At 41.6% G+C, this 12,641-nt stretch carries 13 protein-coding genes; 9 read left to right on the top strand and 4 right to left on the bottom strand.

Annotated elements, in window-relative coordinates:
* Positions 1 to 120: 120 nt before the first annotated feature.
* Together CJD30_RS03175 and CJD30_RS03170 are read right to left on the bottom strand one after the other, a co-directional pair.
* Positions 121 to 1,062: a WYL domain-containing protein gene (locus tag CJD30_RS03175; RefSeq protein ID WP_294916232.1), complete on the bottom strand. Its 942-nt coding sequence runs from the start codon at positions 1,060 to 1,062 to the stop codon at positions 121 to 123.
* A 126-nt stretch (positions 1,063 to 1,188) separates the two neighbouring features.
* Positions 1,189 to 2,751 carry a DUF3373 family protein gene (locus CJD30_RS03170; RefSeq protein WP_294916230.1) on the bottom strand — a complete coding sequence of 521 codons (1,563 nt, stop codon included), beginning with the start codon at positions 2,749 to 2,751 and terminating at the stop codon, positions 1,189 to 1,191.
* Between the two features lie 298 nt (positions 2,752 to 3,049).
* On the opposite strand from CJD30_RS03170, the gene rpsB reads away from it, so the two are divergent.
* The 4 genes from rpsB (at position 3,050) to fliR (ending at position 6,393) form a co-directional block, all read left to right on the top strand.
* Positions 3,050 to 3,823 carry a 30S ribosomal protein S2 gene (gene rpsB, locus CJD30_RS03165; RefSeq protein WP_294916228.1) on the top strand — a complete coding sequence of 258 codons (774 nt, stop codon included), beginning with the start codon at positions 3,050 to 3,052 and terminating at the stop codon, positions 3,821 to 3,823.
* A gap of 2 nt (positions 3,824 to 3,825) precedes the next feature.
* Entirely contained in the window at positions 3,826 to 4,893 is a 1,068-nt protein-coding gene (gene tsf, locus CJD30_RS03160) for a translation elongation factor Ts (RefSeq protein ID WP_294916226.1), read from the top strand.
* Positions 4,894 to 4,985: 92 nt separating this feature from the next.
* Entirely contained in the window at positions 4,986 to 5,627 is a 642-nt protein-coding gene (locus CJD30_RS03155) for an ABC transporter ATP-binding protein (RefSeq protein WP_294916224.1), read from the top strand.
* A gap of 1 nt (position 5,628) precedes the next feature.
* Positions 5,629 to 6,393, top strand: coding sequence for a flagellar biosynthetic protein FliR (gene fliR, locus CJD30_RS03150; RefSeq protein WP_294916223.1), 765 nt, complete (start codon positions 5,629 to 5,631; stop codon positions 6,391 to 6,393).
* Here the strand turns inward: fliR and CJD30_RS03145 are convergent.
* Positions 6,385 to 6,861, bottom strand: coding sequence for a hypothetical protein (locus CJD30_RS03145; RefSeq protein WP_294916221.1), 477 nt, complete (start codon positions 6,859 to 6,861; stop codon positions 6,385 to 6,387). The two genes, fliR and CJD30_RS03145, sit on opposite strands and share 9 nt — an antisense overlap.
* Positions 6,862 to 6,935: 74 nt before the next feature.
* Here CJD30_RS03145 and CJD30_RS03140 point away from each other — a divergent pair, with 74 nt between their 5' ends.
* From CJD30_RS03140 to argS, 4 genes are all read left to right on the top strand, one after another.
* Positions 6,936 to 8,333 carry a hypothetical protein gene (locus CJD30_RS03140; RefSeq protein WP_294916220.1) on the top strand — a complete coding sequence of 466 codons (1,398 nt, stop codon included), beginning with the start codon at positions 6,936 to 6,938 and terminating at the stop codon, positions 8,331 to 8,333.
* Entirely contained in the window at positions 8,330 to 8,953 is a 624-nt protein-coding gene (gene gmk, locus CJD30_RS03135; protein ID WP_294916218.1) for a guanylate kinase, read from the top strand. Before CJD30_RS03140 ends, gmk begins: the two co-directional genes overlap by 4 nt.
* 99 nt (positions 8,954 to 9,052) lie before the next feature.
* On the top strand, positions 9,053 to 9,295 hold the full coding sequence (locus tag CJD30_RS03130) for a twin-arginine translocase TatA/TatE family subunit (RefSeq protein ID WP_294916216.1): 243 nt from the start codon (positions 9,053 to 9,055) through the stop codon (positions 9,293 to 9,295).
* Between the two features lie 3 nt (positions 9,296 to 9,298).
* Positions 9,299 to 10,879, top strand: a complete 1,581-nt coding sequence (gene argS / locus CJD30_RS03125) for an arginine--tRNA ligase (RefSeq protein WP_294916214.1) — start codon at positions 9,299 to 9,301, stop codon at positions 10,877 to 10,879.
* Between the two features lie 22 nt (positions 10,880 to 10,901).
* Here argS and CJD30_RS03120 read toward each other — a convergent pair whose 3' ends face one another.
* Entirely contained in the window at positions 10,902 to 11,651 is a 750-nt protein-coding gene (locus tag CJD30_RS03120; RefSeq protein WP_294916212.1) for a flagellin, read from the bottom strand.
* Positions 11,652 to 11,788: 137 nt separating this feature from the next.
* Between CJD30_RS03120 and aguB the strand changes: the two genes are divergently transcribed.
* A complete protein-coding gene (aguB, locus tag CJD30_RS03115; RefSeq protein WP_294916210.1) occupies positions 11,789 to 12,637 on the top strand; it encodes an N-carbamoylputrescine amidase in 849 nt (282 codons plus the stop codon).
* Positions 12,638 to 12,641: the final 4 nt, after the last annotated feature.

Raw genomic sequence — 12,641 nt, 5'->3', positions numbered from 1 at the left:
TGGAACTATATTTCCCATCCCGTAATTTTATTACTATGAATCATATTCAATTTTTCAATAATATACGGTTGTTTTACAAATCCATCCATTAATGACACTATAAAATCAAAGTCATGTTTATTAATTCGTTCCACACTGCTCTCCTAAATATATGTTAATATTATTTTTTACTTCTATTTCTAACGCATCAGGTCTAATAACTCTCACATGCGGAATATACCTCTGAATTGTCGGAATGATCTCCATAAAATCGGTGATATAAATCTCAATGTCGCAAGAGTCGTCATGGTACGTTTTGAGGATGCGCTGAGTTTTAGAGATCGGTTTTCGTTTGAAATATTTGGCAACTTTTGCATCGATAAACAGCTCAACGGCAAACGGTTCGACATGAGGTTCATAAAAAGCGTTGATGGCGTTATCAAATCCCTCTATAATCGACTCATCAAACGTAAAATTGGTATCCAGTAGTGTAATGTCAGAAATGGTGTTGAGATGATACCGCCTGATCTCGGAGTACGCTAAATCGTAGTTGATTAGATACCAAAATCCCTCTAGGTTTAAAATCCTCAAGGGATATAGATTTCTCGACTTATTGTTGTAGGTACAAACTATCTCTCTGCGATGGGTAATCGCATTTTTGATTTGTATGATTTCGGTTTTGAAATCATCGATTTTTTCGATCATAGTCTCTTGATAAAAGCTGTTGGATAAGTTCTCTTCGAATTTTTGAAACAGCGCATCGGTTTGTGCCGCAAACCCTTCATCACTGAATTTATCTTTGCTTTTGGCTTTGAGCAGTGCGATTACTGCGAGTTCGTCACTGTTTAGTAGAGTACTTGCCAAAAAGTTGGTTTTCGCACAATAACATTTGAGGCTGTAGTCATAATAGATCATTCCATCGTCGAACAAGGGGATTAGGTACTCTTTAAAATCGAGTTGAATGATTCTTTTGGAGAGGTTTAGCGTATCGGCTAATTCGGGGGTTGAAAGTTTGGCTCCTGAGGAGAGGAGGGTTAATATGCGGGATAGCCTTTTTGGTCTGTTTGTTTGTAAACTATCCACAGCGAAAGACCAACCTTCAAAATATCAATTCAACTATTCTAACATTTATTTATTATTTTGTAGGTCAAAGGGGTAAGTCCGTATCTACCCTTCGACATGCTTAGGGTGAACGGAAAAATAGAGAGACTAAAATTTATAGCGGATATAAGCTCGAATATCTTGTGCTTTATCAACAACGCTTGTCCCCATAGCTGATCCGGCAAGAACATCGCCAATAAAGATTGGAGTACCGCTGCTGCTTCCAAAGAATCCATTGCTTCCCGTATAATCATAGTTGATATAGGTGTAACGAAGTTGGAAGGTTAAAATATCTTTAACAAGCGGTTCTGTGAAATAGATTTCATAGGCATCACCACGAGCGGCTATTTTAGAACCGATCAGAGTGTCTTCCCCATACGTAATCGGACGCCAGAAATTGGAGTCGTGATTAAATTCGATTCCCCATCGACCCTCATCGCTGATCAACGATGGAAACTGGGTACCGATCCAGTAGCTATACCCCATTTTGCTTTCCATCGAACCTAGCATTCCTCCCTTATTTGCATACGGATCCGTTTTGGACATGGCACCGCTGATAAAGATGGTCGTGTCATCCAAAAACTCACTCCATCCATCCCCGATACCATTAATCATAGCGAACGCCGTTGCGGTATGAAGCCCGCCGACAGATTTCATACTTGGATCGTATGAGTTATTGACAGTACCGTTTTGGTTAAATGGGGCATTTGCCGTATCAATCAGATTATTCGCATAGGTGTATTGAAACCCTGTGCTGTATTGCTTGTCATCGTATGGAACAACGATAATTCCCCCCATATCAATATTGTTGGTATTTGCTGATCCGTTACCGGAGTAGGGTGCAGCTGAAAATCGGGGTTCTGCTTCACTCATCCCACGACCGGCGCAAAGTTTAAAGTATGATCCCGACAAACCTGTCAGCTCTTCCATCCCAAATTTTGCACTGGCACCGTCAAATTCAACATTGATAGCATGGGCAAGAGGAGAAGATGCTTTCACATCATCTCTAAAATTGATGAGGTGCCCTTCAGTTGAGGGTCGACGACCGACACTAAACGTCCATGGAACATCAAGACTTGCCAGTTCATCATCCGTATAAAAGAAGTAGGCTGATCGTACACGAAGCGTATCATCATACGCCGCTTCGCCGCTGATCCAATCAAATCCTTCCATACTTGAACTTGCTGTGGTAGCAGCACGTTGCCCGAAGGTCTTATTGTACGCGAGCTGTCCTACGAAACTCAGATGCTTGGTAGCGGCATAACTCATATTGAGCCAAAGTCGATTGCTTAAAAGTGCATCATTTTTTTGTGTCGATCCGTCTGCCATTTTATAGTCGATATTGTCTAGACTTGTACGTAAATCAACTCCGAATTTAAGATTGTTTCCATTTGTTTTTTTGTTGATTTCACTAATTTGATCTTGAATATCCTCGAGGGTTTTGGTTACATTTTTTGAGTCATCGGTTGATGCTGTTTTGATTGGATGAGTACTCTTTTCAATGGATGGTAACATTTGATTTTTTTCAGCTTTTAATGTGCTGATTTCAGCTTTTAATGCCGCTATTTCACGCTCCATTTTTTCGAATCTCTGCATCAGAGCGTCATCTGAGAATGCTGTTGTACTTATGAATGCTGCTGCGATCATTGAACCAAAAAAATGGGGCTTCATTATTTCTCCTTATTTAATACGGTTTTACCGTATGCCAGCACAGATATTAACAAAAATTATATAAAACTAATTTTAATAAAATTTCAAATCGGTGATAAAAACGTGATATTGGCTCAAATATTAAATACAGCTAAATTTAAGAGCTTTTTCAGTATAATCCGCACGATTTTCTCTATACATAACAGAAAAAAATCGCAAGCGCATCACTGTTCTCGTGCATCCGATGATTCATCGGCTCTGTTATTGAGCGCCCAAGTAAACGAAGAACATAAACTATTTCTCTTATCAGGAGTCCCTTATGGTCACAATGAAAGACCTTCTCGAATGTGGTGTACACTTTGGTCACCAAACACGCCGTTGGAACCCAAAAATGAAAAAATACATTTTCGGTGTTCGTAAAAATATTTATATCATCGACCTTCAAAAAACATTGCGTTATTTCCGCAATGCATATCAACAAGTTGTTGATGCAGCTGCTGAAGGACAAACTGTTCTTTTCGTTGGAACAAAAAAACAAGCTCGCGTAGCGATCCGTGATGCTGCTGTTGCATGTGGTATGCCATACGTTGACAACCGCTGGTTGGGTGGAATGTTGACAAACTTCCCAACAATCCAAAAATCAATCCGTAAACTTGACATCATTGAAGAGATGCAAGCAAATGGCCAAATCAACCTTTTGACTAAAAAAGAAGCGTTGATGATGGAACGTCAAAAACAAAAATTGATCGATTACCTTGGTGGTATCCGTCATATGAAAACATTGCCGGATATGATGTTCGTTATCGATGCGGTTAAAGAACACATCGCGGTTCAAGAAGCGCGTAACCTCGGTATCCGTGTTGTTGCTCCACTTGATACTAACTGTGATCCAGACGTTATCGATATTCCAATCCCTGGAAACGACGATGCGATCCGTTCTATTCAACTTTTCTGTAAAGAAATGGCAGAAGCGATCAATGAAGGTAAAGCACTTCGCAACGGCGGAAACGACGAAGCGGTAGCAGAAGAAGCAGCGACTGAAGAAGTAGCGGTAGAAGCGGCTGCTGAAGAAGTTGTAGCAGAGGAAGCGTAATCATGGCAGAAATCACAGCAGCAATGGTAAAAGACCTCCGCACGGCGACTGATGCGCCTATGATGGATTGTAAAAAAGCCCTCACTGAGTGTGATGGTGACATGGAAAAAGCAAAAGATTGGTTGCGCGATCGCGGTATGGCGCAGAGCGCTAAAAAAGCGGATCGTGTTGCGGCTGAAGGACTTTTGGGTCTTAAAGTTTCTGAGACATTTACGTCTGCTTCTTTGGTAGAGATCAACTCTGAAACCGATTTCGTTGCGAAAAACGACGGGTTCATCGCACTTGTAGGTAACACTGCAGCGCACGTATTCTCTACAGGTGTTAGCACGCTTGAAGAGCTTAACGAATCTTCGTATGAGACTGGTACGTTCTCTGAGTATTTTACATCTCAAGTTGCACGTATCGGTGAAAAAATCGTTACACGTCGTTTTGTAACCCTTAATGCGGCTGAAAACGGTGTTGTTAACGGTTATGTTCACTCTAACGGACGTGTAGGTGTATTGGTAGCGGCAAAATGTTCAGATGCAAAAGTAGCGGCAGCAATGGCTGGAATGCTTAAAAACGTTGCAATGCACGCTGCGGCGATGAAGCCGACAACTCTTACGTCAAAAGATTTTGATCCAGCGTTCGTAGAGGCAGAAACTATCGGCCGTATCGAAGCGATCAAAACGGAAAACGAAGAGTTGGCACGTTTGAAAAAACCATTGAAAAACGTTCCACAATACATTTCTGCTTGTCAATTGACTCCGGAAGTTATGGCTGCGGCTGAAGATGCGATCAAAGCGGAATTGGCTAGCGAGGGTAAACCGGAAAAAATCTGGGCAAACATCATCCCTGGTAAATTGGCTCGCTTCGTAGCGGACAATACAACTTTGGATAAAGAGCTTGCACTTTTGGATCAAAACTACGTTATGGACGATTCTATGACGGTTGCAGAAGCGATCACGAAAGAAGCGGCAAAACACGGCGGAACTGCTGAACTTGTAGAGTTCATCAAGTACGAAGTGGGTGAAGGTATCGAAAAACAAGTCAACGATTTCGCTGCTGAAGTCGCTGCACAAATGGCGTAATCGAAAGTTTTATCTTTCGTTTTCGTCTTTCCCGCATGTGCGGGAGAACTTCTTTTCCTCTTTATTAATTTAAAATCCTCTATAATTCTTTTATGACACTATTAAAAGCAACTTCACTTTCTCATGCCTTTGATTATCCGCTTTTTGAGGATATCTCATTGACACTTAATGCCGGTGAATCGATCGCGATCGTCGGTGTGAGTGGAAGTGGTAAATCAACGTTAATGCATATACTCTCTTCACTGTTGCATCCACTTCATGGAGACGTAGAACTTTTCGGAGAAGATGTATATCGGATGGATGACAAATCCCTGGTGAAATTACGGCGTAATGATTTGGGGATGATATATCAAAGCCATTATTTGTTCAAAGGGTTTAGTGCCTATGAAAATCTCGAGGTGGCAACGTTACTCTCCGGTGAAACGATTGATCCGGTATTGATTCAGCGTTTAGGGATAGAGCATGTCATCCATCAAAAAGTGACTGAACTCTCCGGAGGGCAGCAACAACGGGTATCCATAGCACGGGTTATGTCGAAAAAACCGCGATTGATTTTTGCGGATGAGCCGACCGGCAATCTTGATCATGCTACGGCATTGGAAGTGATGCAAATATTCAACGATTATTTGCGCGAACATAAAGCGGGGATGATTTTAGTCACTCACGATGAATCATTAGCGGCGCAATGCAATCATATTTATCGAATGCAAAACGGGAATTTAAAAGAGTCATAATATGGAGTGGGCGGAAATATTTAGCGAAGGGCGAACAATAGCATTCATTTTGCTCTTTACGCGATTTACCGCTTTGTTTATGGCGGTTCCGATTTTTTCCCACATGAATATCCCTATTTCGGTCAAAGCGGCGATGGCCTTTTTCTTTACCATTTTCTTTTTCGGAGTTGTACCCCCGCTGCACATTCCTACCGATGGTCTTAGTCTGACCGTAGCGATTTTGGGTGAAATGCTATTTGGCCTTGCCGTTGGTGTAGTATTGCAACTTGCGTATCATGTGATTACGTTTGCAGGGGGGCAAATATCGTTTATGATGGGATTTTCTCTCGCTTCAGCTATTGATCCTCAATCGGGAGTATCGATGCCGATTATCAATCAGTTTTTAGCGCTATTGGCGTTGATGGTACTGCTCATTTTTGATTTACATCATTGGATATTACTCTATGCGTCGGCTTCTATCTCATCTATCCCTTTAGGGGGATTTATGATTACACCTTCGTTATTTCAATATATTATGCATGCTATGAGCAATATGTTTGTTGTAGGATTCATGATTGCATTTCCGATTACGGCACTCTCTATGATGGCCGATTTGATATTTGGGATGTTGATGAAAACGATGCCTCAGTTCAACCTTTTGGTTATCGGAACACCGATAAAAATCGCCGTTTCATTCGTAGTATTGATGGTGACATTAGGAGCTACGCTAATGATTGTGACTTCACAGACGCAAAGTGCGTATAATTTCTTGGAAAAACTATTCTAAATAGGGATGAGAAGAGCTTAAAATAGGGGACAAAAAGTGATGTTGCATCTTCATTTTTTGCGGCGAATCACTGCATTGCATTGTGAGATGGTGTCTACTGAAATGATCTTCATCAATAGCAGTCTTCGCAGTGTAGAGTAATGTGTTATCGATCAAAATATAACTTTGCTTTAATGCTGCGGAAGTTTTATAAAGACTGATATGGCGATATTGAACTAATGATAAAGGCTCACCTTGGAGATCATTGAGAATCAGTTTTATTTGAGTACCTTTTTTGGCTGAAAGGATCAATGCTTTTGAGAGTGCGGGATGGTGATAATGTTCACTAACGATTAAAACAGAAGAACTTTTTTTAATCAAATCACTGATTTCATGAATACAACGGGTGTGATTATCTGGAAAGATATAGATGTTTTCGTGTGAATAAAGGGAAACAACTATAAAAAGAGGAAGTAGAAGTTTTATCATTTAACGGTTTTTTAGTTACAATGATACCACTTAGCGTATAATTGAACAAGAAGATACTTTGAAGAGGGGTAGCAATGAAGATTTTGCTGTTTAACGATAATCCGGTAGTTCGCAAACTGGTCGCTCTCAGTGCACAGAAGACAAAAGATGATTTGAGTGTTGTATGGTCTGTAGATGAGATCGAGGGGACTGACTACGATTTACTCATTATGGATGATGCACTGTACAATGATGAGACGTTTGAATCGTTGAATAACAAAATAAATGTCAAAAGCACATTATTGATGGCAACACGTGGAAACGATGTTCCTGAGGGCTTTGAGCATGTAATCAATAAGCCGTTTTTACCGACCGATTTAGTTGATTTACTGGTTCGAATAGAGAAGAAAACTACGGATTCCTCCGTAGAGACCAAAACTGTTGATACTCCCGTATATTCTATCAATCTTGAAGAGAGTCTACCGGAACTCGAATCAAGTGATATGGAGCTTTCAGAAATGGAAGGTTTGGATGATGAAGAGTTTGACTTTGGGAATTTAGAGGATCTGGATGAAAAACTTCCGGAAACGAACGTATTGGATCAAGAAGAGGTACAAGAGGTTCGAGACCTTTTGGAGGATACCGAAGAGTTTATGGATGATGATATCGTTGTTCAAGGTATTCACGACGATGAAGATCTTTTAATGGACGAGAGTGAAGGGATGAAACTTGATGATCTATCACTGGAAGATTCGATTGATGAAGATCTGAAATTTGATGATCTGCTAGACGATGATCTTTTGAAAAACGGTGATGTCTCAGATAAAGAGATACTCGATGAAGGTGCATTTGGGGATATTGAATTTACTGAGCAATCAGAGAATGAAGAACCGCTTGGCGCTCCACTCGAAGAGGCGATTGATTTTGATGAAGAGTTGATAGAAGAACCGGCTGGAGCAATCGATGATTTAGTGTTAGATGAGAGCATGCTTGAAGATATGGATATCTCTGGACTCGAAGATGATGAAAATTATTTGGATAGTTTAGAAGCGAAAATCAATGATGCGGTTAATAGCCTGGACAGTGATGAACTCGATCAAGAATTATCGCCGGAAGACCTCGATGAGAGTTTAATGGCAGATTTGAATTTAGATGAAACAGTTGAGGGAGAAAAAGAACCATTGAGCGGATTTGACGAATTGGATATGTTGGATGAACTGGAATTAAAACGTGCTATCGGTGAAGAGATAGAAGACGAGGATTCACAAAATGATCAGATCATTGATATCGACGATCTTGATGAAGTTGTGATGGATGAATCAGAAGAGCTATCTGAAGTTGTACAGCCTATCAGCAATGAGACAGCTGCTGCACATACGGATGGTGTTGAGGCATTGCAAGCATTGCTCAAAGCACTCTCTAATGAAGATGTTGCAAAATCTCTGAAAGGGATGAACATCAGCATTAATATCAATTTCGGAAATGACAAGTGAATCGAAACAGCGGTGCCATTTTAGTCTTATCCGGTCCTAGCGGAGCGGGCAAGAGTTCAATTATCAATAAAATAAAAGATCAGATCGGTCCGATATATTTTTCTATTTCCACAACGACCAGAGGGATGCGTGAAGGGGAAGTGGACGGTGTCCATTACCATTTCGTGAGTATCGATGAGTTTAAAAAAGATATCGAACAAGAGATGTTTTTGGAGTATGCCGTGGTTCATGGAAACTACTACGGGACATCGCTTGGTCCTGTGAAACAGGCATTAAAAGAGGGAAAACTCGTTATTTTTGATATTGATGTTCAGGGGCATGATGCCGTTCAAAACCGTTTGGGCGATATTACGACATCGGTTTTCATTACGACACCGACACTCGAAGAATTGACAAAACGGTTGCATAACCGCTCCACAGACAGTGAAGCCGTCATTGCCGGAAGAATCGAGATGGCAAAGCGGGAAGTACAGCGTATCAGTGAATACGATTTTTTAGTGGTAAATGACAATCTCGATGAAGCGGCTGAGATTCTGGTCTCTATCGCCAAAGCGGCACGGATGAAAATCCCGACGTTACAAATCAACGAGTTCGTCCAAAAATGGGAAGAACAAAGTTAAAGATATAACAAAAAGATATCCGTAATCTCATAAGGACGATTACAGCAATCAGCAGTTATACTGCTTCAATCTATTTTTAATGCATAAAAGGAAATACCTATGGGTGGTTTTACAAGCGGAAGTCATTGGTTAATAGTTTTTGGAATCGTTATTCTTTTGTTCGGAGCGAAAAAAATTCCTGAGCTTGCAAAAGGTTTCGGACAAGGGATCCGTAATTTCAAAAAAGAGATGAAAGAAGAAGAACCTGCAGCACCTGCACCGACAGCAAGCGAAGCACCGAAACAAGTTGATGCTACTGCAACTACAACGGTAGAAACTCCAAAAACTACACCACAAGCGTAAGCCTTGAAGCAGCGAGTGAGTGCGCTGTTGCGCGAGAAATTTAATTGTGATGTAATCCTCGAAAAGCCGAAAGATCGCTCTTTCGGTCACTTCGCTACCCCTATTGTCTTTTCCCTAGCAAAAGAGCTTCGAAAATCTCCTATGGCTATTGCTGAAGAGATTGCTACATCGTTCAACGATCATGAGATGTTTGGTGCTGTTGAATCGGTCAAAGGATATATCAATTTTCGTCTCTCTGAATCATTTCTCGATGAGTATGCATCGTGGGCATTAAGCCACGGTGAACAGTTTGGAAGCAGTGATAAAAAAGGGACAATCCTTTTGGAATTTGTCAGTGCCAATCCAACCGGACCGCTTCATATCGGACATGCACGCGGTGCCGTATACGGTGATACGATGCTCCGTCTCGGTCGTCATCTAGGTTATGACATTACGGCAGAGTATTACGTCAATGATGCGGGAAATCAAATCGATTTGCTTGGGGTTTCTTTACAACTTGAAGGACGTTCTAGTCTCCTCGGAGAAGAAGTCGAGTGGCCGGAGAAATATTATCGCGGCGAGTATCTAAGTGATTTGGCGCGTGAAGCGGTAGCAAAATTTGGTGAAGAAGCACTTCGCGATGAGAGTCGCCAAAAAGAGCTTGCTTTATGGGCAAAAGATAAGATTTTAGTCCTCATTGTTGAGGACCTAAAAGCGATCAATATCCATTTCGATACCTTTGTCAGTGAAGCGTCGTTGTACAGCGAGTGGGATCGAGTGATGGCAAAAATGGGTGAGGGTGTTTACGTTAATGAAGGTAAAACCTTTATCCGCTCTTCCGAACTGGGTGATGATCATGACCGTGTTGTAGTGCGTGAAGATGGCCGTCCTACGTATCTTGCAGGTGATATTATTTATCATAACCAAAAGTTTGAGCGCGGCTATGAAGATTACATCAATATCTGGGGCGCAGATCACCACGGATATATCGCTCGTGTAAAAGCGGCAGTCACTTTCTTGGGGTACGATTCATCTAAACTCGAAGTACTCCTCTCTCAAATGGTGAGTTTGCTCAAAGACGGTGAACCGTTCAAGATGTCGAAACGTGCCGGAACGGTTATTTTGATGAGTGACGTGGTTGAGGAGATCGGTGCAGAAGCGTTACGTTTTATGTTCGCCTCTAAAAAGTGTGATACGGCACTTGAATTTGATATCGAAGAACTTAAACGCCAAGACAGCTCAAATCCGATCTATTATATCCAATACGCGCATGCACGTATCCAAACGTTAATCGCAAAAAGCGAAAAAAGTATGGATGAGATCATGAATGCCCGTTTGTACAATTTAAGTGCAGATGCGGATGGATTGTTGTTTGAGGCGCTGTTACTGCCGGAAATTATCGATGATGCTTTTGAATCGCGTCAAGCACAAAAACTTCCTGATTACCTCAAAGTGTTAGCGGGAAGATTGCATAAATTTTATTACGATACCCGTATCATCGGAAGTGAAGACGAAGCAGCGCTGCTTAAGCTCCTTCTTGTCGTTGCACTCTCAATTAAAACGGGACTCTCTCTTCTTGGAATCCAAGCAAAAGATCGAATGTAATCATTCGATCTTTCTTCTTCTTTTATCCCAATAACCGTGTTACGTTTTGGCGTAAAATATCATTTTGATGTGCAATGGCGATTTGCGTCATATCCAATTTCAGGTTAGTTTGTTGAAACTCTTTGATCGCATTGGCCATATCAGTATCGGCGATCTGACTTTTTGCTGCTGATGTGGAAGTAATTTTGTCCAAAAGAGCTGTTGAGGCACTTACAAAATTATTGGTTGTTGATCCTACCTCTGAATTCGCTTGAGAAATAGCATCGCTATAGGCTTTAATCGAGTCTTGATTGTCAATGGCAAGCGATGAAGGTGAAAGTGAGGGCACAGTTGCCGAGATGGTACTATCACCTAATGAGAAATTCATGGAGTTTCCAAATAGAGGTTTTCCATTGAAGCTCGTGCTATCTATGCTTTGCTGCATGGATGCAACGGTACGGTTGAACTCTCCTTGGAGCATTTGTTTTTGGGAATCATCCAAAGACGCATTATTATATCGGACACTCAGATCATTGAGTGTTTGGGTCTGATCGGAGAGCGAATTGAGTGTTCCGCCGACAATCTGCATCATCGAGATACCGTCGTTTGCGTTTATGATTCCTTGAGATGCTGTAGAAATCTCATTTTGCAGCATATCCGAAATGGAGCGCGAAGCACTATCTTCCATCCCCAGTTCAATAGCCGAGGCAATCTTTTCAAGTGTTTTATCGCGTTTAGCTGTTTCCGTATTCATTTGCGGAAGAGGATTGTACTGAGTATTTATAGTAGCCATCGTGTCTCCTTTCACATCTCATATTTAGTATAGAATATCACGGTACATATTAAAAAATAATAATAATTTTAGAGTAAAGATTCTGTATCCGAGCAATGCTATAATTGCGGTAATGGAATACAGTTGTAGGAGCAAAGATGATCAAAGTTGCGGCAGTGCAAATGCAGATGAGCGAAGATAAAAGCGCAAATATTCTCAAAGCCGAATCGATGGTACGTGAAGCGGCACGTAACGGAGCGAATATTATTTTGATCCCTGAACTGTTTGAGGGGTACTATTTTTGTAAAGACATGGACAAAAAGTATTTTGAGTGGGCGCAACCGCGTGAGAACAATCCGCTTATAGCCCATTTTAGTGCTTTGGCAAAAGAGCTTGGTGTTGTACTGCCGATCAGTTATTTCGAGCGTGACGGGGAGCGTTATTTTAACTCTCTTGTGATGATTGATTCGGATGGGAGTGTTATGGAAAACTACCGAAAAACCCACATTCCTGATGGGCCGGGATACGAGGAAAAATTTTATTTTGAACCGGGAGATACCGGCTTTAAAGTCTGGAAAACAGCATTTGGAAACATCGGTGTCGGTATTTGCTGGGATCAGTGGTTTCCGGAGACAGCGCGTTCTTTGACGCTGATGGGAGCGGATATGATTTTTTATCCGACGGCAATCGGAAGCGAACCGGAGATCGGTGTTGATTCGGCATCACATTGGCAGCGGGTACAAATGGGGCACTCTGCTGCGAACATCATCCCAGTTATCGCTGCCAACCGTATTGGTGAAGAGGTTGGAGAGAGTTGTACTCTGACGTTTTACGGCTCTTCGTTTATTACCGATTATACAGGAGAAAAAGTTGCCGAAGCCTCCCGCGATAAAGAAGAAATTCTTTACAGCGAATTTGATCCGGTTGCGATCCGTGAACATCGTCACTACTGGGGGCTTGTACGTGATCGACGACCGGAGTGTTACGGAGAGATCGTTAAACACTAACGGT

Origin of the sequence: Sulfuricurvum sp. PD_MW2, from assembly GCF_002633015.1 — a bacterium.
In the GTDB taxonomy this organism is placed as follows: domain Bacteria; phylum Campylobacterota; class Campylobacteria; order Campylobacterales; family Sulfurimonadaceae; genus Sulfuricurvum.
The sequence above is the reverse complement of the archived record's forward strand: the minus strand, read 5'-3'. Positions and strand labels throughout refer to the sequence as shown.

Coding starts and splice junctions, on each gene's coding strand:
- tsf (WP_294916226.1), top strand. CDS start 3,826: ATGGCAGAAATCACAGCAGCAATGGTAAAAGACCTCCGCACGGCGACT.
- aguB (WP_294916210.1), top strand. CDS start 11,789: ATGATCAAAGTTGCGGCAGTGCAAATGCAGATGAGCGAAGATAAAAGC.
- CJD30_RS03120 (WP_294916212.1), bottom strand. CDS start 11,651: ATGGCTACTATAAATACTCAGTACAATCCTCTTCCGCAAATGAATACG.
- CJD30_RS03170 (WP_294916230.1), bottom strand. CDS start 2,751: ATGAAGCCCCATTTTTTTGGTTCAATGATCGCAGCAGCATTCATAAGT.
- CJD30_RS03155 (WP_294916224.1), top strand. CDS start 4,986: ATGACACTATTAAAAGCAACTTCACTTTCTCATGCCTTTGATTATCCG.
- CJD30_RS03130 (WP_294916216.1), top strand. CDS start 9,053: ATGGGTGGTTTTACAAGCGGAAGTCATTGGTTAATAGTTTTTGGAATC.
- fliR (WP_294916223.1), top strand. CDS start 5,629: ATGGAGTGGGCGGAAATATTTAGCGAAGGGCGAACAATAGCATTCATT.
- CJD30_RS03145 (WP_294916221.1), bottom strand. CDS start 6,861: ATGATAAAACTTCTACTTCCTCTTTTTATAGTTGTTTCCCTTTATTCA.
- rpsB (WP_294916228.1), top strand. CDS start 3,050: ATGGTCACAATGAAAGACCTTCTCGAATGTGGTGTACACTTTGGTCAC.
- CJD30_RS03140 (WP_294916220.1), top strand. CDS start 6,936: ATGAAGATTTTGCTGTTTAACGATAATCCGGTAGTTCGCAAACTGGTC.